This is a genomic window from Peribacillus alkalitolerans (genome assembly GCF_010882125.1).
GTDB classification, from domain to species: domain Bacteria; phylum Bacillota; class Bacilli; order Bacillales; family DSM-1321; genus Bacillus_BN; species Bacillus_BN alkalitolerans.
Genome location: NZ_JAAGVZ010000011.1, coordinates 78,192 through 98,269 on the forward strand (window position 1 = coordinate 78,192; position 20,078 = coordinate 98,269).

At 37.3% G+C, this 20,078-nt stretch carries 19 protein-coding genes; 11 read left to right on the plus strand and 8 right to left on the minus strand.

The features are described from left to right. Positions 1 to 251: 251 nt before the first annotated feature. From G3O09_RS14140 to G3O09_RS14160, 5 genes are all read left to right on the plus strand, one after another. Positions 252 to 1,031, plus strand: a complete 780-nt coding sequence (locus G3O09_RS14140) for a TerC family protein (protein WP_163102136.1) — start codon at positions 252 to 254, stop codon at positions 1,029 to 1,031. Positions 1,032 to 1,168: 137 nt separating this feature from the next. Next, the gene (locus tag G3O09_RS14145; protein ID WP_163102137.1) at positions 1,169 to 2,377 is read left to right on the plus strand and encodes an MFS transporter; all 1,209 of its coding nucleotides are present in this window, start codon (positions 1,169 to 1,171) and stop codon (positions 2,375 to 2,377) included. Between the two features lie 271 nt (positions 2,378 to 2,648). After that, a complete protein-coding gene (locus tag G3O09_RS14150; RefSeq protein WP_163102138.1) occupies positions 2,649 to 3,836 on the plus strand; it encodes a DUF5667 domain-containing protein in 1,188 nt (395 codons plus the stop codon). A 111-nt stretch (positions 3,837 to 3,947) separates the two neighbouring features. Beyond that, positions 3,948 to 4,706, plus strand: a complete 759-nt coding sequence (gene sigI / locus G3O09_RS14155; protein WP_240338440.1) for an RNA polymerase sigma factor SigI — start codon at positions 3,948 to 3,950, stop codon at positions 4,704 to 4,706. Beyond that, on the plus strand, positions 4,703 to 5,794 hold the full coding sequence (locus G3O09_RS14160) for an anti-sigma factor domain-containing protein (protein WP_163102140.1): 1,092 nt from the start codon (positions 4,703 to 4,705) through the stop codon (positions 5,792 to 5,794). Before sigI ends, G3O09_RS14160 begins: the two co-directional genes overlap by 4 nt. A gap of 50 nt (positions 5,795 to 5,844) precedes the next feature. On the opposite strand, the gene G3O09_RS14165 is transcribed toward G3O09_RS14160, so the two are convergent. Further along, positions 5,845 to 6,036 carry an alpha/beta-type small acid-soluble spore protein gene (locus tag G3O09_RS14165; protein ID WP_163102141.1) on the minus strand — a complete coding sequence of 64 codons (192 nt, stop codon included), beginning with the start codon at positions 6,034 to 6,036 and terminating at the stop codon, positions 5,845 to 5,847. A 204-nt stretch (positions 6,037 to 6,240) separates the two neighbouring features. Here G3O09_RS14165 and G3O09_RS14170 point away from each other — a divergent pair, with 204 nt between their 5' ends. Continuing rightward, positions 6,241 to 7,485, plus strand: a complete 1,245-nt coding sequence (locus G3O09_RS14170; protein WP_163102142.1) for an NAD(P)/FAD-dependent oxidoreductase — start codon at positions 6,241 to 6,243, stop codon at positions 7,483 to 7,485. 58 nt (positions 7,486 to 7,543) lie between these two features. Here the strand turns inward: G3O09_RS14170 and G3O09_RS14175 are convergent, their stop codons facing one another. The 3 genes from G3O09_RS14175 to G3O09_RS14185 form a co-directional block, all read right to left on the minus strand. Further along, entirely contained in the window at positions 7,544 to 8,818 is a 1,275-nt protein-coding gene (locus G3O09_RS14175; protein ID WP_163102179.1) for a (Fe-S)-binding protein, read from the minus strand. A gap of 47 nt (positions 8,819 to 8,865) precedes the next feature. Beyond that, a complete protein-coding gene (gene glcD, locus G3O09_RS14180; RefSeq protein WP_163102143.1) occupies positions 8,866 to 10,278 on the minus strand; it encodes a glycolate oxidase subunit GlcD in 1,413 nt (470 codons plus the stop codon). Between the two features lie 90 nt (positions 10,279 to 10,368). Next, positions 10,369 to 11,484, minus strand: coding sequence for a CdaR family transcriptional regulator (locus G3O09_RS14185; RefSeq protein WP_163102144.1), 1,116 nt, complete (start codon positions 11,482 to 11,484; stop codon positions 10,369 to 10,371). A gap of 115 nt (positions 11,485 to 11,599) precedes the next feature. Between G3O09_RS14185 and G3O09_RS14190 the strand changes: the two genes are divergently transcribed. Further along, the gene (locus G3O09_RS14190) at positions 11,600 to 12,955 is read left to right on the plus strand and encodes a TrkH family potassium uptake protein (RefSeq protein WP_163102145.1); all 1,356 of its coding nucleotides are present in this window, start codon (positions 11,600 to 11,602) and stop codon (positions 12,953 to 12,955) included. Positions 12,956 to 13,055: 100 nt separating this feature from the next. On the opposite strand, the gene G3O09_RS14195 is transcribed toward G3O09_RS14190, so the two are convergent. After that, positions 13,056 to 13,517 (minus strand): Rrf2 family transcriptional regulator, encoded by a 462-nt coding sequence (locus G3O09_RS14195; protein ID WP_163102146.1) that lies wholly within the window; start codon positions 13,515 to 13,517, stop codon positions 13,056 to 13,058. Between the two features lie 156 nt (positions 13,518 to 13,673). Here G3O09_RS14195 and hmpA point away from each other — a divergent pair, with 156 nt between their 5' ends. Next, on the plus strand, positions 13,674 to 14,897 hold the full coding sequence (gene hmpA, locus G3O09_RS14200) for an NO-inducible flavohemoprotein (protein ID WP_163102147.1): 1,224 nt from the start codon (positions 13,674 to 13,676) through the stop codon (positions 14,895 to 14,897). 327 nt (positions 14,898 to 15,224) lie between these two features. Here the strand turns inward: hmpA and G3O09_RS14205 are convergent, their stop codons facing one another. Next, complete coding sequence (locus G3O09_RS14205; RefSeq protein WP_163102148.1) at positions 15,225 to 15,572, minus strand: DUF3905 domain-containing protein; 348 nt, start codon at positions 15,570 to 15,572, stop codon at positions 15,225 to 15,227. Between the two features lie 335 nt (positions 15,573 to 15,907). Here G3O09_RS14205 and G3O09_RS22210 point away from each other — a divergent pair, with 335 nt between their 5' ends. Next, complete coding sequence (locus tag G3O09_RS22210; protein WP_205439663.1) at positions 15,908 to 16,066, plus strand: hypothetical protein; 159 nt, start codon at positions 15,908 to 15,910, stop codon at positions 16,064 to 16,066. Then, entirely contained in the window at positions 16,066 to 16,230 is a 165-nt protein-coding gene (locus tag G3O09_RS14210) for a hypothetical protein (protein ID WP_163102149.1), read from the plus strand. Before G3O09_RS22210 ends, G3O09_RS14210 begins: the two co-directional genes overlap by 1 nt. 127 nt (positions 16,231 to 16,357) lie before the next feature. On the opposite strand, the gene G3O09_RS14215 is transcribed toward G3O09_RS14210, so the two are convergent. Continuing rightward, entirely contained in the window at positions 16,358 to 18,118 is a 1,761-nt protein-coding gene (locus G3O09_RS14215) for a B12-binding domain-containing radical SAM protein (RefSeq protein ID WP_163102150.1), read from the minus strand. Positions 18,119 to 18,287: 169 nt separating this feature from the next. Here G3O09_RS14215 and G3O09_RS14220 point away from each other — a divergent pair, with 169 nt between their 5' ends. Continuing rightward, a complete protein-coding gene (locus G3O09_RS14220) occupies positions 18,288 to 18,734 on the plus strand; it encodes a GNAT family N-acetyltransferase (RefSeq protein WP_240338441.1) in 447 nt (148 codons plus the stop codon). Between the two features lie 239 nt (positions 18,735 to 18,973). On the opposite strand, the gene G3O09_RS14225 is transcribed toward G3O09_RS14220, so the two are convergent. After that, positions 18,974 to 20,023: an acyltransferase family protein gene (locus G3O09_RS14225; RefSeq protein ID WP_163102151.1), complete on the minus strand. Its 1,050-nt coding sequence runs from the start codon at positions 20,021 to 20,023 to the stop codon at positions 18,974 to 18,976. Positions 20,024 to 20,078 lie beyond the last annotated feature (55 nt).

Genomic DNA, 20,078 nt, shown 5'->3' on the forward strand with positions numbered 1-20,078 from the left:
ATGATATATATCATGTTCCTTTTCAAAGGGGAGTAGCGTTAGGGTTCGCCCTAAAACAAAGTCGTCAATTCATGGAAGTCCTTCCATCGGCTTTGTTGGCATATTTACATGTGCTCAGCAAGACCTTTGCCACTAGCGGCATCGGTCTTTTTTGTTGTTTTCAAAACTATTGGAACCAATCTCCCAAGTTTTGGATTGCAGCTAGTGGGAAAAAAGAAGAACACTAACTACAATTGGAGGTAGATTGAAAAATGGATGCTTCATTACTATTAGAGTATGGATGGGTATTACTCGTATTAGTCGGTTTAGAAGGTATTTTAGCTGCAGATAATGCGGTAGTAATGGCCGTTATGGTAAAACATCTTCCGAAAGAACAACAAAAAAAGGCATTATTCTATGGATTGCTGGGCGCATTCGTGTTTCGATTTGCAAGTTTATTCCTCATTTCCTTTCTAGTGGATGTTTGGCAGGTGCAGGCAGTAGGTGCGGGATATCTATTATTCATTGCAATTCATCACTTATATAAGAAATACACACATAAAGAAAAATTGTATGAAGAAGAAAAAACTGGTAAAGGTTCTGGTTTTTGGATGACCGTTCTCAAAGTAGAGCTGGCTGACATTGCATTTGCAGTTGACTCGATGTTAGCGGCAGTGGCTCTGGCAGTCACCCTTCCAAGAACAGGCTGGTTTGAAATCGGAGGCATTGATGGAGGGCAATTTTCGGTCATGTTCCTTGGAGGTGTCATTGGCCTTGTCATCATGCGGTTTGCAGCCAACGTCTTCGTGAAACTTCTGCATGATAAGCCATCTCTTGAAACAGCAGCATTTTATATTGTTGGATGGGTAGGAGTAAAACTAGCGGTGTTCACATTGGCCCATCCTTCGATTGCTGTCCTTGATGAACACTTCCCAGAATCCAAACCATGGAAACTATTTTTCTGGGGTGTTCTGATTGCAATAGTTATTGCAGGATTCTTACTTTCAGGAAGAAAGAGTGAAGTGAAGGAAGAAGGGTTAATGGAAAAATAAAACATAAAAGCTGACTTAATTATTAGTCAGCTTTTTTCTATAGCGATCAAATATATTTTCTAACCTTATAGACAGTTATTTACAAACAGTAATATACTTAGTATTACGAAATAACAATAATAAGGCTGTGATTAAGAATGTTACGAAATAAAAATATATGGATTTTAATGACCGGAGAGTTCATTGCGAATCTTGGGATGTGGGTAGGGATTATTGGGAACCTGGAATTCTTACAGAAACTTGTTCCTTCCGATTTCCATAAATCTTTAATATTGTTTGTTGGATTGTTTATTGGCGTATTATTCGGTCCGATGGCAGGAAGAATTATTGATCGAACCTCTAAAAAGAAAGTGATGATCTATGCAGGCCTTGCAAGGATATTAGCTGTGATGTTTATGTTTGTTGCTATTTGGACAGAACAAGTGCTGTGGATGAGTGTTTATATGCTGGTCCTTGGAATATCTGCTGCTTTTTATTTCCCTGCTTTACAGGCAGCAATCCCTCTTATTGCAAAAGATGAACAGCTGATGAGTTTAAATGGCTTACATATGAATGTGGGAACCATCGCAAGGATAATAGGAACGGCCTTAGCTGGTATGTTGCTGCTGTATATTTCGTTATTCAATATGTATTTCCTAACACTTTTATCGTACGTACTAATATTCGTTTGTACTTTAATGCTAAATATCAAGGAAGATCTTCCAAAGCAAAGCACAGCCAAGTCATCTAAACAAAAAGGGGGTTTCAAAGAGGTCTGGCCGGTTATCAAGTCCAATCCACCCGTATTATTGGGATTAGTGCTGATGTTAGTCCCGACCATGTTTATCGGAAGTTTTAATTTGATGGTTTTGAAAATCAGTGAAATGCAGCATGACCCTACTATAAAAGGCTGGCTCTATACGACCGAAGGAATCTCCTTTATGATTGGAGCTTTTTTCATTAAGCGTTTCTCACCTGGTCGAGATTCAGTGAAGATTTTAATGATATGCGCAGCAGGCATAGCATTTTCACACTTGTCGTTGTTTTTTGCAGATGACAAAATCCCTTCAATCATTTCATTTGCTATCTTTGGGATTGCCGCAGGATCGTTTTTCCCAGTAGCTGCAACGATGTTCCAAACAATGGTGAACAGAGAATATCACGGTCGCTTTTTCTCATTCCGAGGTATGATGGATCGGATTCTTTTCCAAATTATTCTGGTGAGTGCAGGTTTCTTCTTGGATACGATTGGCTTTAAAAACATGGTCCTATGTTACGGAGGATTATCGATGGCACTTGTCATTGCATTTGCAATTCGACAAAAACGGTCGAAAACCGTAATAGAAAATCAAACAAGTTCAATGTGATAGTGAAAAACCTTTACCAATGGTAAGGGTTTTTTTATGTGCCTATTCAAAATGGTGTTTCTCATATAGAAAGATTATCCCGAATATAAAAAGATTTATTTTCTATATATCTTTTAAAAACTCCTTTATATCAGCGTTTTAGACTGTAGGACAATAGTTTGTTTTATTTTTTCACAAACTTTAACCCCCATAAAAATTTTGTCACATGGCGTATTTGTTTCATGAAATATATTTCATACAAAAATTACAAAATCTTATGAGGTGCTTAAACATGAAAAAAGATCCTGTACGCAACGTGAAAAATTTAAATAAGGTAGCGAAGTCTACATTAGCTTTAGTATTAGCTGGAACATTCACTTTCTCTGGAGCATTCTCCGCTTTAGCTGAAGAAAACACTGAAACGAAAACTGTACAAACTGTAGATTTAAATGAAACAGCTGAAAAAGTAGAAGCACCAGCATTAGTTCCTGGAGATTTCTTATACTTCACAAAAACGCTTATCGAAAAAATTCGTTTAGCTTTGACTGTAAACGATGTAAAGCAAGCAGAGTTACTTTCTAAATTTGCTTCTGAGCGTCTTGCTGAAGCTCAGGCATTATTTGCAGAAGGAAAACAAGAAGAGGCTATTGCAACTCTTAAAAAAGCAATGGGCGACATGGAAGCGGTTGAAGACGCTGTAAAAACTGAAGAACCAAAAACAGAAGAAACAACAGATTCTGTTAAAGAAGAAGAAACAACTTCAGGCGATACTGCTGATAAAGTAGAAGACGAGCAAAAAGAAGATGCTGAAGATACAGATAAAGAAGAAACAGATAAAGAAGAAACAGATAAAGAAGAAACAGATAAAGAAGTAACAGACAAAGAAGAAGGTACGGAAACTACTCCTGCTGAAGAGACAAAAGAAATTGAAGAAATCAAAGACATGATGCGTCAAAACATTATCGCATTAAAAGCAGTTTTGGCAAAAATGGAAGAAAGAAACATCGGAAGTGAAAAGGCTCGTGCTGCTATCGAAAAAAATATTGAAAAATCATATAAGAAGCTAGCTAAAAAGCTTGCAAAAATCGAAAAGAAATATGCTGAAAAAGAAGAAGACACAACTACTACTGAGCCTGTAACAGAAGAAACAACAAAAGAAGAAACTACTACTGATACAACAACAACTACAGAAGATACAACAAAAGAAGAAACTACTGTAGTTCCAGTTGTTAAACCTGTTAAAAAAGAAGTACAAAAACCAGTTAAAGTAAAGCATGAAAACAAGAAAGAAAAAGTTGAAAAAGAGAAAACTGTAAAGCCAGTTAAGCATGAAGTGAAAAAACCTGAAGCTCCAAAAGTGAAACATGAGAACAAAGGTAAAAATGACGATCGTAATCATGGGCAAAAAGGTAAAGAACAAAGAAATGAAAATAGCCAAGGTAATGGCAAATCAAACCAAGACAAGAATGATGATAAGTAAGGTATAATTGGCCTATAAGCAACTGAAAAGATAGTCCATTTGGAACTGTCTTTTCAGTTGTTTACCCTTAAAATGATAATATCGAAACTTTAGATGTTAGAATGAATTGAGGTGAGGCCAATGCTAAGTTTATTATTTTCAGCTTTAAGTAGCAAAAAAAGGAATTTAGAAGAATCCATACTAAAGATACAAGATGGCGATCTTCATTTACGAAATGAAATAATCAAATCATTTAAGCCATTTATCGCGAAAACAGCATCTTCAGTGTGTAGAAGATATATAAGAGAATCAGATGATGAATTTAGCATTGGTCTTATCGCTTTTAATGAAGCACTTGATAAATATGACCGTGAAAAGGGTAGTTCACTCATCTCCTTTGCAGAAACGCTAATCAAGCGAAGGGTCATTGACTATTTACGCAGTCAGTCACGCAAGCAACAAGATTTACTTATCGATATGCAAAGTAGTGATGAAGAGGAGCAAGCGCAAAATTACCTTGAAGCGGAACAGTCAATGCAACAATTTCAGATTGAGCAAGAATCACTAAAAAGAAAAGAAGAGATCTTGCAATATACAAAAAGCTTAAAGGAATTTGATGTTTCATTTTCAGATTTGGTGGACTGCTCACCTAAGCACGCAGACTCTAGACTAAGTGCCATTTATATCGCGAAGACATTGATTAACGATCCAGAAATGCTTCAGGCATTATATGAAAAAAAGAGATTGCCGATCAAGCAGCTGGAAAGCAAGGTTGATGTCAGCAGGAAAACGATTGAGCGTAATAGAAAATATATCATAGCGCTTGCCATCATTTTATGCGGGGATTTTATATATTTAAAGGATTATTTAAAAGGGGTGCAGGATTTATGAGAAAGGGAATTATCATGGAAGTTGACAATCATTTTGTCACTTTGCTTACCCCTGAAGGTGAATTTCTAAAAACCAAAAAAACATATAGAGACCGACCATATATGGTTGGAGAAGAAATTGCTTTTTCACCCATGATGCAAAAAAAAGTGAATAAATGGATACATTATTCAGGACCTAAAACACTAATAGCTGGTATGGTCGCCTGCTTGATACTTTTCTTCTCCCTCTTCCCAGCATTCAACCAAGATGAAGTATATGCTTATATGACCATCGAAGAGAATCCAGGTGTTGAAATGGCACTGGATGAAGACCTTAACGTGATTAAGTTAAGAGCATTGAATAAAGAGGGTAAAAGTATTATCTCAGGAATTGAGGAGTGGGAGGACAAAAGTGCAACGGCAGTCTCCCAATTGATACTTAATTCAATGAAAGACAATGGCTATTTAAAGAATCCTGATCAAGTAATTTTATCTACAGTTGGGCTTAAGGACAAGGAAAAGAAGGAACAGCTTGTTCTGTCCGTACAAAAAAGCTTACCAGTTACAAGTGAAGTCACAGTGGTAGAAGCTACAAAAAAAGAACGTAAAATTGCCAAAAAACAAGGTGTTTCCACTGGGCAGTATGTAAAGTCTAAGACAGTTGAAAAAGCAAAGCAAGTTATTAAAAAAGAACCACAAACAAAATCGGCTCCTTCTACTACAAATAAAGTAGATAAAAACATTCCGGTTAATCAATCTTCCGTTCCTAATCAAAAAGAAAATGTTAAGAAAGATTTGCACCCTGGCAAGCCAGCAACTGGTACAAATCCAAGGTCAAATGATAAAAATCATTCTAACAAGAATGACAAACCTAGAGGTAATGATTCTCATTCTAACGGTAAACAGGAAGAGAAGGGTTCATATGACCATGGTGAAAAAAAAAGTAGTCATGTGAAAACAAAAGGAAAAAGTGACAAAAACGATAAGATGTCCCAAAATCGCTCAAAGAATTACCATCATAATAATGGTAAACAAAATAATAACTACGACCGAGACGATGATGACAAGGATTCTGATCGAGACAAGAAAAAATATTATAATCAGGATTAAACCAATAAAGACCCCGGCACATGTCGGGGTCTTTTGCCATTCTTATTTAATTATTGTCCACGAAGTTGAGATTGTGCTTGTTGTACTAAACGTTTCGTAATTTCTCCACCTACAGATCCATTTGAACGAGAAGCTGTGTCAGAGCCTAATGAAACCCCAAATTCTTGTGCAATTTCATATTTATATTGATCCAATGCTTGCTCAATTCCTGGAACTAGTAGTTTATTTGAACTTCTTGCCATTATGTTTCACTCCTCTATTTTATTGACAGGTATGTAACCTGTATCACTAGTATGAGTTGAAGGAAAAGGGATTATGTTTAATGAAAATCAATGTTTGGTGGAAGGATATCCTTATATTGTGAATGCTGGAACGATTTGATGTAGTTTGGAATCAGGTTTGTTTAGGGTAGATTAATTGCATCATATTACAGGTAGGGGAGAATTATGGATTTAAAAGATGGGAAAGCATTTTGGTCGAATATTAATACCCATAAAAGTCATTTCAGCCCGTTGGAAGAAGATGTCGAATGTGATGTTTGCATTATTGGAACAGGGGTTTCAGGTGCGAATGCTGCCTATTTTTTGGCTGAAACAGGTTTGAAAGTGGTGGTTGTCGATAAACGAGGGATCGGAGAAGGAAGCACTAGTGCAAATACGGGCTTGCTTCAGTATTCCAATGATAAAACATTAACTTCCACCATTCAAAGCTTTGGTGAAGATATCGGTTTTCGGCATTATCAATTATGTTTTGATGCCATTGAATTGTTGAAAAAGTCAGTTGTCCCTAGTTTGGATGAAGATCCTGATTTTATTATAAGAAAAAGTCTTTATTTAGCTTCATCTAAAAAGGATAAGCCTTTACTGGACAAAGAGTTTGAACTATTTAAGAAATTTGGCTTTCCTGTCGAATATTACGATCAAAACATGATTGAAAAGAAGTTTGGCTTTTCTCGTCCTGCAGCTTTGGTTACCGACAATGATGCAGAAGTTAATCCATATCGACTAGTTCACTCATTGTTACAGTACGCCCATAAAAAAGGGACTCGTGTACATCCCTATACCCGTATTAATGGAAAAAAGCTCAGCCAGGATCAATCGGTTCTTTATACGGAAAACGGATATGAGATCAGAACGAAATACGTCATTTTTTCAACTGGATATGAAGCACAGGAAGAAAAACGTGACCCTAATGCCATAATTGTTTCATCCTACGCCATCGCCACTAATTCCTTATCGGAAAGTGATATGTGGTATGAACGGATGATGATTTGGGAAACAGACCGCCCCTATATTTATGCTAGAACAACTAGGGATCATCGAATCATAATGGGTGGATTGGATGAGAAGACTTCATTTGTTGAGAAACGGGAGTCCATGTTGCTTCATAAACGAGATCTACTCCTCGACATGATAGGAAATTACTTCCCGAATGTTGTAGGGAAAATTGAAGCGGAATTTTATTGGGGAGCTTTTTATGGAGAGACACATGATGGTCTACCGACTATCGGAATATATGAAGATTATCCGAATAGCTATTTCATGCTTGGCTACGGAGGAAATGGGACCGTTTATAGTATCATCCTGGCACAGATCATTAGGGATTTAATCACTAAAGGGAAACATAATGATATTAATATTTATTTGAAAGAAAGACCGTCTTCTAAAGGATCTGTTCTTAGTCATGAATAAAAAAAGCGGCTAACACTTAATTTGAATGGTGTTAGCCGCTTTTTTGGATTCAAAATTTTTATTGCTTTATAGCCTCTACTAAGAAATCAACGATATGAAGGGCGCGAACTTGTGGACTCATTCCTTCTCTTTCGATTCCTAGTTTCATTTGTAACAAACAACCTGGATTTGCAGTGATGACTGTATTAGCAATAACCGCTTTCGTTTTCTTCATCTTATCATCCAATATCTTCATCGACATTTCCGATTCTACAATATTATAGATTCCGGCTGATCCACAGCAACGATCTGCATCCTGCATTTCTCGAAACTCAATCCCATGAATCGATTTTAACAATAGCCGAGGTGCAGAGGATGTTTTCATGACATTCCGTAAGTGACAGGAATCCTGGTACGTTACAATTTGATGGGGTAGAGATAAATTATAGTTATGATGAAAATCTAGTTCAATTAAAACTTCGGTAATATCCTTTAATTTAGAAACGAATTCCTTAGCTTTGTCCTTCCACATTGGTTCATCATGCAATAAATGATCGTATTCAATTAGAAAAGCACCACATCCACCAGCATTCGTGATGATATAATCAACTTCCAGCTCATGGAATTCTTGAATATTCCGTTTTGCCAAATCTTTTGCACCAGATTTCTCTCCGCTGTGTCCGTGCAAAGCCCCACAACATGCTTGTGCCTTAGGGATGACTATTTCACAACCTGCCAATTGCAAAAGCTTCATTGTATTATTGTTCGTTTCCATAAACATCGTATCCATTAGACAGCCAGAAAAGAATGCTACTCGTTTTTGTTTGGTAGCGATAGCCTCTAGAAATTCGGGTCGGCCTTTCATTTCTTTCATGGAGGGAACCTTCGGAAGGACTTTTTCCATAGCGGCAAGATGGTCTGGGAACAACTTCATGAACCCAATTTTTCTAACCGCTGACTGAAGCCCAGATTTTTGATAGAAACCTAGCAATCCCGTCATGTTTCTCATCCGCTGTTGATGTGGAAATAAACCATCAAAAGCAACTTTTCGAAGTAATTTTGTTGCAAAAGAGTGCTGTTTGTTTTGTTGTATGATATCTCTGGCTTCCTCAAGCAAGTGTCCGTATTTGACTCCAGATGGGCATACTGGTTCACATGCCCTACACCCAAGACAAAGATCCAATGATCGCTCCACATCTTCATCAGGAGTAATGATGCCATCCACTACAGCTTTCATTAATGCTATACGTCCACGAGGAGAATGCGACTCCTTAAAACCAGATTCAATATAAGTCGGGCAAGACGGGAGACAAAATCCACAACGCATACAGTTTAAAAGTTCATCCTCATCCATTCTTTCCTTAAATTGGTCTTGTATGATTTGTCTTTCCTGAACTGTTGTCAATTCGTTACCACTACTCTTTTACGCGCTTCCTTGGCAAATACCTTACCAGGATTCATAATGTTATTCGGATCAAAACTTGACTTAATCGCACGCATGACTGCCATGCCTTCTGCACCGAGCTTCCATTCTAAATAAGGTGCTTTCATCATTCCCACTCCATGCTCACCAGTAATGGTCCCACCAAGCTTAATAGCCGTTTCAAATATTTCAGCAAAGGCAGCTTCAACTCGTTCCATTTCCTCATGGTCTCTAACATCGGTTGGGCAAGTTGGATGAAGATTTCCATCTCCAGCATGGCCAAACGTACAAATTTTCACCATGTATTTTTCAGCAATTTGATTGATGGCAGTGACCATTTTAGCAATCTCCGACCTAGGGACAGTTGCATCTTCTAAAATAGTAGTTGGCTTAAGTCTAGCCAGGGCAGATAATGCATTTCGTCTTGCTGTGCGAAGTCCTTCAGCTTCCTGTTCAGAACTCGCAACTTTAACAGAAACAGCATTTTGCTCCTTGCAAATTTCAGCCATCCTTTTCATATCTCGTTCCACAACCTCTAATGCCCCATCTTGTTCGATAAGTAAGACTGCTTTGACATCTGTAGGTAATCCAATTTGAGCATGAGCTTCGACTACTTCTAAGGTAGGTTGATCTAAAAATTCAAGCGTGGCTGGAATGATTTTGTTCGCTATGATTTTGGAGACCGTGCGAGCTGCTGCCTCTAAGTCTTGGTAGAGGGCCAGCATGGTTTTTTTCGATTCAGGCATAGGAATTAGTTTTAATGTGGCCTCTGTGACGATTCCTAAAGTACCTTCTGAACCGACCATTAATCGGGTAAGGTCATAGCCTGCTACGTCCTTGGCAAGTTTCCCTCCTGTACGGATGATTTCTCCATTTGGGAGCACTACTTCAAGCGCCAATACATAATCCCTTGTCACTCCGTACTTCAATCCTCGAAGTCCTCCGGAGTTTTCGCTGATGTTTCCAGCTATAGTGGATATTTTCATTGAGCTAGGATCTGGTGGGTAGAACAATCCTTTTGCTTCGACTGAATGAATCATATCCAACGTTATTACCCCTGGCTGTACCGTCACTGTCAAATTTTCTTCATCAATTTCAAGAATTTTATTCATATGCTTGAAAACCAGAACAATGCCCCCTTCTGTGGGAGTAGTACCTGCACACAAGTTCGTCCCAGAACCTCTTGGGACGATAGGAACCTTGTGTTCATTGCAAATCTTTACTATGCTTGCTACCTCTTGGGTGTTACGTGGAAAAACTACCGCATCGGGCATCGCTTGAAAATTAGGAGTGGCATCATAGGAATGAACCAACCTTTCTACCTGTGACGCACTAAAATTATCAAAGCCAACCACTTTTATTAATTGTTCCTTTACATTCAATGTAAGCATACGATTCCTCCGCAATTGCTATTTACCATTGATTATAAAAAAAAGAGATGAAACTAACTATGTAGTTTCATCTAAAAATGGAATCTATAATTAATTATTTTTTGTATCTTTATCTAATAATTGAATGGCGAAATAGAGTGTCGCTAAATCCCTGATTGCTTTGGGGTTCAACTTGCAAATTTCTTCAATTCTTTTTATCCGGTAATGCAGAGTGTTGATATGAATATGGAGGCTGGAAGCTGTTTTTTTCAGAGATAAGTTATGCTGGAAATAACTTCGCAATGTCTCAATTAATTCTTCTTCATCACGAAGAGGGGAGAGGGTCCGTTCCAAAAATTCATTCCTCGTGTTGGGACGTATATCGTCTAATACCATCTCCAATGTTAAATCATCATCAAATACCACAGAATGGTTAATCCTTGCGAAGTTTAAAGCACGTTCCGCTTTTTCGAATGATTGTTTTACTTCTTTTGAATGGACTGTATTACCAATTCCAATCGATATGGAAGCATGCAATTTTTCTTCCAGATAGATTCTAAATGCATTCATTTTAATTTCAACACGGGTTTTGCTTTTGGTAGCGGATGTCAGCAATAAAACGAAACGATCATTGCCCCACCTTACAATGAGGTCGTTCTGTTCTTGCTCAACCCATCGGGAAATCTGTTGCCACAAGTGCCTATCCATAATATCCATTTCATCCATTTTGCAAATCACGACTTGTCGATCGACCTGTAGATCAATTTGTAGTAGTCTTGCTCTATTCAGAAATGAATCATCCCAATCTTTTTGCTGGATCCAATCGAATACAAACGATTCAATGGCACGATTCCTTCCTTCATCCTGTACCATGAGATAGCTTTCTTGAATCATAAGTTCTATCATTTTTTTTACTATTTCCCCATACGAAGCCACTTTATCAGGCATTCCTGTAATACCAAGAACACCTACCACGTCTTGATTTACAACGATGGGTAGGTTAATTCCTGCTTTTACACCACGAAGTTTATTCTCATCTTCTACTGAGATGATCCGCTTTTGCTTGTCACGAGAGACAAGATACGCACCTTCATGGAAAGAACCTACTCGTTGAATGTCTGTGCTGGCTATGATCATTCCATCAGTGCCTACAATAATCAATTCTTCATCCAATAATTTCCTTACATCATTTATGATTTTATTTGCCAGTGATTGGGGTAAAAACATATAAACCTCCAAAAACCATTTTTTTTATTATATATCTGACATCATGACATGGACAAACACTAGTGTCATTCATTACAATGAAGGAGATGTTTTTCGTTCGGAAAGGAAAAATGCTATGTGGAAATTAATAAAGGAAATAATAAATAAATTAACTCCAGCCCAAATGATTGTCATTTATTATTTCCTCGCCGTTACCATATCTACCATCATGCTACGAATTCCGATAGCTTTGAAACCAGGCGTAAAATTAGAATGGATCGATGCATTATTTGTGGCAGTCAGTGCGGTTAGTGTGACAGGATTGTCTACAGTGGACGTATCACAAACCTTTAGTGTGCCAGGAATATTTATTTTAATGTTCGTTTTACAATTTGGTGGCATTGGCATAATGACTCTTGGTACGTTCCTATGGCTCATTTTCGGAAAGAAAATAGGCTTTAAGGAAAGACGTTTAATTATGGCAGATCAAAACCAGCCAACATTTTCAGGTTTGGTCGATCTATTAATCCAGTTAATAAAAATTATCCTACTTATTGAAATCATAGGAGCATTGGTATTAAGTTTTTACTTCTTACGTTATTTTCCTGATTGGAGGGAGGCTTCCCTTCATGGATTATTCGCTTCAGTAAGTGCGACTACAAACGGTGGTTTCGATATTACTGGTGCTTCTTTAATTCCTTATGCAGACGATTATTTCATCCAATTCGTTAATATGGTTTTAATTATTCTAGGGGCCATAGGTTTTCCGGTTTTAATTGAGCTGAAACGATTCTTATTTGAACGGCCTGCTGACTTTAAGTTCCGATTCTCTTTATTTACTAAATTAACCTCAATAACTTTTGCTTTCCTAATCATTGGTGGGACGATTCTAATATTCCTTTTGGAAAAGGAGTATTTCCTTTCCGATAAGTCGTGGCATGCAAGTTTGATCTATTCACTCTTCCAGTCAGTTTCCACTAGGAGTGGTGGTTTAGCCACAATGAATGTATCGGAATTCACAGAGCCTACTTTGCTGTTGTTAAGTGGATTAATGTTCATAGGTGCTTCCCCAAGCTCAGTAGGAGGGGGGATCCGAACAACCACCTTCGCTATTAACTTATTGTTTCTCTATCATTTCGCTCAAGGGAACAAAAGCATAAAAATCTTCAAGAGGGAAATTCATGAGGAAGATATAAGAAAATCTTTGGTCGTATCTATGATGGGATTCATCATTTGTTTTTCATCAATAATGTTATTAAGTATCACGGAGCGATTTACTTTACTAGAAATCATATTTGAAGTATGTTCGGCATTTGGTACGACAGGGATGTCAATGGGGATTACATCGGATCTTACGACCATTGGCAAACTTATAATTATGGGATTAATGTTCATTGGTCGGGTAGGAATCATCTCTTTCCTATTCATGATCGGTGGGAAAGAAAAGAAAATCAGGTATCATTACCCGAAGGAAAGAATCATCATTGGGTAAGGAACCGTTATGCTGGTGCTTATCCATGATGTTGAAGTTATTTTCAGGGTAGCCAAATAAAAAAAGAAGCCCGATTCAAAAAATGAATCGGGCTTTCGTATTAGGGTTCAATTATTTCAGGGACAGTTTTAGGATTTTGTAGATATTCCTTTAATACGATCCGGTTTGTTACAACATCTTCCAGCGTGTAAGAATCTAAAACCTGTAAAAAGGCTTGTTTTGCTTGGTAAAACACCCCTTTTAAATTACAGACTGGAGATATAGCACAATGGTTATGATCCTTTGAAAAACATTCAACGATATGAAAGTCTTCTTCAGTTTGTCTAAGGAGTGCCCCTAAATTAATTTCATTTGGCTCTTTTGCAAGCCGGATTCCACCATTTCTGCCTCGGATTGTCTCTATATACCCCAATTTTCCAAGATTGTAGATAATTTTCATTAAGTGATTCTTTGAAATATCATATACATGGGCAATATCTTTAATATTATTCAATTTTTCATGATGAATAGATAAATAAATTAGTACTCGTACCGAATAATCACTATAACTTGTTAATCGCATAACAATCCCTCGTTCCTAGATTAAGTATATAGTAACATAATCAGGCATTTGTGAAAAATAAGTGAACTCTTGCCTTAAGTCATTGATTAAAAAAGAGATTAGGCCTATACTAAAGATGTATTTAAAATACTACTTTAAATCGTGAGGCGAAAACTTATGTTAACTCAAAAAACTATTGATATTGTTAAATCAACTGCACCTGTATTAGCCGAAAAAGGAACTGAAATTACAACTGTTTTCTATAAAAATATGTTTGCAAGCAATCCAGAATTATTGAATATTTTCAACCATGCAAACCAGAAACAAGGTAGACAACAAACCGCACTTGCAAACACAGTTTATGCTGCGGCGAAATATATTGATCAGCTTCATGTGTTATTACCAGCCGTTAAGCAAATTGCTCATAAACACCGTAGTTTAGTCATAAAGCCAGAGCATTATCCAATTGTGGGAGAAAACTTACTAGGGGCCATAAAAGAAGTACTTGGTGACGCAGCCACTGATGAAATTATTGGAGCATGGGCGGAAGCTTATGGAGTAATTGCTGATGTTTTCATTAGTGTTGAAGAAGAAATGTACCAAGAAGCAGCTAATCAAAATGGCGGATGGAGAGAGTTCAAGGAATTTAAGGTCGTGAAAAAGGAACAAGAAAGCGAAAATATCACTTCCTTCTACTTACAACCAGTAGATGGTTCAACTGTTCCAGATTTCAAGCCAGGTCAATACATTACAGTAAGAGTGCAAATTCCTGGTGAAACCTATTTAATGAATCGCCAATATAGTTTATCTGCAGCTCCTGGAGAAGAATATTTCCGAATCTCAGTAAAAAGAGAGCAAATGGAAGGAACACCAGATGGTAAGGTTTCAAATTACTTACATGATGCCATTGAAGAAGGTAATACATTAGATGTGACTGCACCAGCGGGTGATTTCGTACTTTTAGAAAATGATGCCCCAATCTACTTCTTTGCTGGTGGTGTAGGTATCACACCATTCATGAGCATGCTAAATGATCTTAAGAAGAAAAATCCAAACAAAATTGCGACACTTATTCATTCTGTAAGAAATAAAGATCTTCATGCTTTTGAACAAGAAATTGAAAGCATTGCTGATGGAATGGAAAAGTTAGGCTATACATTCCTGTATGAAATTGCAGAAGGTAACTTAGACAATCCAAATGTACAAGAAGGAAGAGTAACAAAACAAATGCTACAAGGTATGGCATTAAATCAACAAGCACATTACTATGTATGTGGACCTGTAGGATTTATGAAAGCTGTAATTCTGTCCCTAAAAGACCTAGGTATTAAAGATGAAAACATTCACTTCGAATTCTTTGGTCCGTCCATGAATCTTGAAGCTGAAACAGTAAAAGCATAAGACACACAATGGATGCCTCCATTGTACGTAGCACGGTTTTTCGCGGAGATGCATCGTCAATGGCATATTAAATGAGAAGACCAAATCACAAAATGATTTGGTCTTTTTAATTACGTAGTTGTTCAATTTTAGTATCTGAAATTAAATTGCCCTTTATCAAACAAAAGAAATGTGTGACATTAGTTTGTGCCAAACTACTAGTTGTTGTGAAATTATTTCCTAATTTGAAAGAAAGGTTCATTAATTGAAAAAACCTAAACACACCAAAACCGCTAGGATATCTTCCTGCGGTTTTATGGAATAAAGATTATAGACACAATTCAATTATTAATCTACGTTATTACTCGTATCGTGGGTAGGGTGCATAAAAGGAGCAGCTTGTGGTTTACGCTTTTCTTCAAGCAGTTCTCTATTTTCATCAGTATTCCATCCAATGTCGTTTGTTGGATGAATCCACTGTTCACCAGCCATAATCTCGGGATCGGTATTAACTGTCCAATTTTCTAATGGGGAATTTTCTGATGCGTATAAGCTGTCCCCAATGACCACATTATGAATGTTTGTGAAAGGTGCTTCCATTTTGATCCCTGTTCCTTTAAAACTTGGTGCATTGATTTGATGAGGCAATGTGTCATCTATAAATGGAACTTCCAAATTTTCGTCTTTATCTTTCATCTGCTATTCCTCCTAATAGTGCTAAGCAAGAATTTCTCCTTTGGCAAGACCTCGTAGGAACAATTCGCATTTAGATTGTTCCGAGGGCGTTTCCGCTTTTCTTGATGTCTAGCTACGAGCGCCATCGGCTCGAGGTCATAAGCCAATCCGTCCGGAAGGTAAAAACCAACCTTCCAGCCGGCTAGTCTTATGCTGGTCGCCGATAAGCAGGCGCTCTCCGCATTTCTTTTAGCTTTTGTTATTTTTCAAAAATTATCCTTTCATTCGCATGAATAAAGAAGCCCCTAAATAACTCAACCTAAGAATCCATTCTTCAAAAATTAGGAGGCACTTTCATGAAAAGAAAAGCCCAATTTAACGCAGCTGAAAAAACGGCAAAAACTCCAAAGAAGAACTTAGCTGAAGCTGAATTTTCAACAGAATATACAGTCGGTGAGGACCCAATGAAGGGGGCAAACCGTAACTCAAAGCAAGGCAGAAAAGGTAGGGCATAATGGACAACAATCGTGACAATCAACAAGGAAACGAAGTTTTGTCAAATGTAAGGGAAGAATTCGGAACAGAATTGGTAGGCGGAATGAACGCTGCAAAGATGTATGAATTGTTCCAAATAACAGGGAAGTCCAAAAAAGAGAAGGAAAATAAGCAAAAACGGTAAAATAAAATGGCTCTCTTCTTCTCGCTGCAATTACCCACTCCATTGTAAAATAGCAACAAAGTTTACGAAAATAGCCTATAAAAAAGAGGATGCGATTTAATTCTAATCGCATCCTCTAAATGTTTGGTTAAATTTCTATTAAATGATTTTTTGGAGACGCAAAAACTTTTGCTCCATTACCATTTGGATCAAAGAATACAAGCATCCATGATGATTCCTGAATCGTATCCCCATTTTCCAAGTAGGCTCTCATATTAATGGATGTTTCATCTAAGACTGTGTGTTTATATAAATCTTTTTCGTGTAAACCTAATTTCACAAATTCACTGCCAAGCATGTCAGGCTTCCCTAGAATCGCTTGATAAATAACAGAGCGATCTTGTTTTTCCATGTCTTGATTCCACCATGGCTTCCTTGGCTTGTAACGGTGGTTCGTGAAGTAATCAAGCTTCATTAAATCAAAAACAGTATCAAGCTGATTGAAGCCATTTTCCTGTAGGAATTGGTAAAGACGTCTGAACAAATCTTCAAGTTGATGCCCGATTCGTGACCAGCCTTTTTCTTCCCAGAAGGACCCAAACGATTGGAAGAAATCAAATGGTGATGGAAAACCGACAGTTGTTAAATACTCTATAGTATGGTCCATTCGATGATCATTCCAATACTTCTCAAGCACATCCTCAACTTGTTTGATTCGGACGATATCATCAAAAGATAAAACATTGTTTCCGAGAATTTCATAAGGAGCATGATCAGAGTAGATATAGCCATGATCCCCGGCACGCAAGCGAAGGCCAGTTCCTCTAAGCATTTTTAAGAAACCAAGCTGTAGTTCTTCTGGACGTAGTTCAAAAACATCATTAAAGGTTTTCTTGAACGTATTGTAATCCTCTAAAGGTAAACCTGCGATTAAATCCAGATGCTGGTCGATTTTGCCTCCATCTTTCACAAGAGTGACAGTTCTTGTTAGCTTTGAAAAATTTTGCTTCCTCATGACAAGTTCGTTCGTTGGATCGTTCGTAGATTGAACTCCAATCTCGAATCGGAATAATCCAGCAGGTGCATTATCATTCAAAAATTCAATAACCTCGGGGCGCATGATATCTGCTGTAATCTCAAATTGGAATACAGTTCCTGGGCGATGTTCGTTAATTAGGAATTGGAACATCTCCATTGCATAGCTACGGCTGATGTTGAAGGTACGGTCGACGAACTTAATCGTTTTTGCACCATTGTCCATCAAATAGCGGATGTCAGCTTTTACCTTTTCTCTATCAAAGTATCTTACACCGACTTCAATAGATGATAGACAGAATTGGCAGCTGAATGGACATCCGCGGCTCGTCTCAATATAGACAACGCGTTTTGCAAGCTCAGAGCGATCTTCTTCGAAACGATAAGGAGTTGGGATATCCTTTAAGTTCAATTTATCAGATTGTGGCTGTATGACCGGCTTGCCATCCTTCAAATAGGCAATCCCAGATACTTCCTTAAGCTCTCCATGACCTGACAAATACGTTAACAGCTGTTTGAAAGTGAGCTCGCCCTCACCAATGACAATATAGTCTACATCATCTAGCTTTTGAATCCATTCACCCACATCGTATGTTACTTCAGGTCCACCTAATACAATCGTCAAATTAGGATTGATTTTCTTCAACATCCCTACGACTTTCAGTGTTTCTTCAATATTCCAGATGTAACAGCTAAAACCAATTACATCGGGTTTCTTTGAAAAAAGATCACTAACGATATTCATAACAGGATCTTTGATTGTATATTCAGCTAAATCCACTTGGAATTCTGGTGAGGCATATGCCTTTAAATATCGAATGGATAAACTGGTGTGTATATATTTAGCATTTAAAGTTGCAGCAATTATTTTCATAGTTGAATCTGCTTATCTCCTCTCGATTCACTAATAAAATCTAACAAATTATTTTACCATAACTGAAGGTAATTAAAAAGTAGCGTAATCAAAACTGAATTTTCCTAGAAATGGAAGAAAAATTATCATACAATTACGTCATCTAAGGAAAAAGGGAGAGGTGGCCTATTTGGCGGTGGCACTGAAGAAAATTGATAACGGAAACTGGGAATACGCGATTGGCTTAACTGTCAAAGACGAACAGAAATCATTTATGGTATCCAATCTTTATTCGATTGCAGAAGTGCAATTCTTGGACAACTTTCAGGCAATGGGAGTATATGACAATGAAGAAATGATAGGATTTTGCATGTTTGGGATTGATTCGGATGATGGCAACTATTGGATTTATCGTTTAATGATAGATGAGAAATTTCAGGGACAAGGGTTTGGTGTCAAAGCAGTGAAAAAAATCATTGAACAGATTAAAGTTATTAACGATACTCATATCCCATATATCATGATTGGTTATCACCCCGAGAATATAGGAGCTCAAATCGCATACAAAAAAGCTGGATTTGTCGAAACTGAAGTGGCTTCTTGGGGAGAGCAGCTAGCAGCCTATCATTTAGTGTAGTAGTGTAGAGAGGTGAATTTTACCTCTCTACTTTTATCGAAGTGATTTTTTCAATTTTGTCCATTCTAGAAGGTAAGGGTGAAAATGCCTCAGCGATATGTATCGGATTTTCCGTTTATCTCTTCAACAAGACCTTTAGAAACTATCCAGTTATCCACAGTAATAAAAGCGAGGTTCAAGCCTCTTAAAAATAAAAACCTCTGTAGAGAGTCAATGTAGCTCTGAACAGAGGTTTTTATTTAATACCTTTTTACTTCATTTCTACGTGCAAAATAGTTAGAGTACAAAGCAAACTTATTCATTAAATGTTTCCAACCGCTAGTACGAAGTTCAATGATTGGTTGGGCAAGATTGGCTACAACTTGACTAGAAAGCAAGATCGTAAGAAGAAGTGAAATCCCAGCCAATAAGATGAAATTTTCCAAACTGGTAAAGTAATCACTAACATCACTTTCGCGGAAGAAACGAACGAAAAAACCGTGTAACAAGTATACATAAAGTGTTTGTTTACCCCAATTAGTAAAGAAATAATACCCTTTTGGGACAAAAGATAAGAAACAGGTCACCATCAATAAACTCAGACCATAGAAACCTAAACGCTTAAACATGGCAAGGATGTTCACGGTATCTAGCTCAGCATAAGGTTTTGATCCTAATAGCCATTTGTAGTTAACGTCGGGTAATAGGAAAAATCCGATAAGGACAATCGCAAACACCACTAATGAAGCAATTCTAACAGGAGTAGTCGTGAGTTTATTGATTGATTCTCGATTTACGTGATAACCTAACAGGAACATCGGGAAAAACACGAGTGTACGAGATAAACTTAAATAATTGGATACCCAATCTACGTAGCCAATGAATAGAGCCAGTAGGAAAGCGATGGTGATTCCGATAGCAGGCTTGAATCTTGAAAAGCCAAGGACCATGATATTCCAAAAAAATAAACTAATCAAAAACCATAATGACCAGTGAGGATTTAATGGATCAATGGTAAATGAATGTTTATGATATAAGAAAAAGTAAAAAATCGAGTAAACTAGCTGAAAAATTAAATAAGGAAGTATTAATTTTTTTGCAATTTTTCCAATATAACCTTTTTGGTAGATTCCTTTAGCAAAGAAACCAGATACGAATATAAAGGCAGGCATATGGAACGTATAAATGGTTTTATATAATGCTAAAATACCTTCATGATCACTGATAAAGTCTTTTAATAGGTGACCAAACACAACAAAAAACATCAATATGAATTTTGCATTATCAAAGAAATAGTCACGTTTTTTCATTTTTTGTCCTCCAAGGTTTGTATCCACATTTTTTCACCTCAATGGATAGCTCCTT

Excerpts from the sequence above, each read along its gene's own strand:
- G3O09_RS14140 (WP_163102136.1), top strand. The coding sequence starts at position 252 with ATGGATGCTTCATTACTATTAGAGTATGGATGGGTATTACTCGTATTA.
- G3O09_RS14145 (WP_163102137.1), top strand. The coding sequence starts at position 1,169 with ATGTTACGAAATAAAAATATATGGATTTTAATGACCGGAGAGTTCATT.
- G3O09_RS14150 (WP_163102138.1), top strand. The coding sequence starts at position 2,649 with ATGAAAAAAGATCCTGTACGCAACGTGAAAAATTTAAATAAGGTAGCG.
- G3O09_RS14160 (WP_163102140.1), top strand. The coding sequence starts at position 4,703 with ATGAGAAAGGGAATTATCATGGAAGTTGACAATCATTTTGTCACTTTG.
- G3O09_RS14165 (WP_163102141.1), bottom strand. The coding sequence starts at position 6,036 with ATGGCAAGAAGTTCAAATAAACTACTAGTTCCAGGAATTGAGCAAGCA.
- G3O09_RS14170 (WP_163102142.1), top strand. The coding sequence starts at position 6,241 with ATGGATTTAAAAGATGGGAAAGCATTTTGGTCGAATATTAATACCCAT.
- G3O09_RS14175 (WP_163102179.1), bottom strand. The coding sequence starts at position 8,818 with ATGGATGAGGATGAACTTTTAAACTGTATGCGTTGTGGATTTTGTCTC.
- glcD (WP_163102143.1), bottom strand. The coding sequence starts at position 10,278 with ATGCTTACATTGAATGTAAAGGAACAATTAATAAAAGTGGTTGGCTTT.
- G3O09_RS14185 (WP_163102144.1), bottom strand. The coding sequence starts at position 11,484 with ATGTTTTTACCCCAATCACTGGCAAATAAAATCATAAATGATGTAAGG.
- G3O09_RS14190 (WP_163102145.1), top strand. The coding sequence starts at position 11,600 with ATGTGGAAATTAATAAAGGAAATAATAAATAAATTAACTCCAGCCCAA.
- G3O09_RS14195 (WP_163102146.1), bottom strand. The coding sequence starts at position 13,517 with ATGCGATTAACAAGTTATAGTGATTATTCGGTACGAGTACTAATTTAT.
- hmpA (WP_163102147.1), top strand. The coding sequence starts at position 13,674 with ATGTTAACTCAAAAAACTATTGATATTGTTAAATCAACTGCACCTGTA.
- G3O09_RS14205 (WP_163102148.1), bottom strand. The coding sequence starts at position 15,572 with ATGAAAGATAAAGACGAAAATTTGGAAGTTCCATTTATAGATGACACA.
- G3O09_RS22210 (WP_205439663.1), top strand. The coding sequence starts at position 15,908 with ATGAAAAGAAAAGCCCAATTTAACGCAGCTGAAAAAACGGCAAAAACT.
- G3O09_RS14210 (WP_163102149.1), top strand. The coding sequence starts at position 16,066 with ATGGACAACAATCGTGACAATCAACAAGGAAACGAAGTTTTGTCAAAT.
- G3O09_RS14215 (WP_163102150.1), bottom strand. The coding sequence starts at position 18,118 with ATGAAAATAATTGCTGCAACTTTAAATGCTAAATATATACACACCAGT.
- G3O09_RS14225 (WP_163102151.1), bottom strand. The coding sequence starts at position 20,023 with ATGAAAAAACGTGACTATTTCTTTGATAATGCAAAATTCATATTGATG.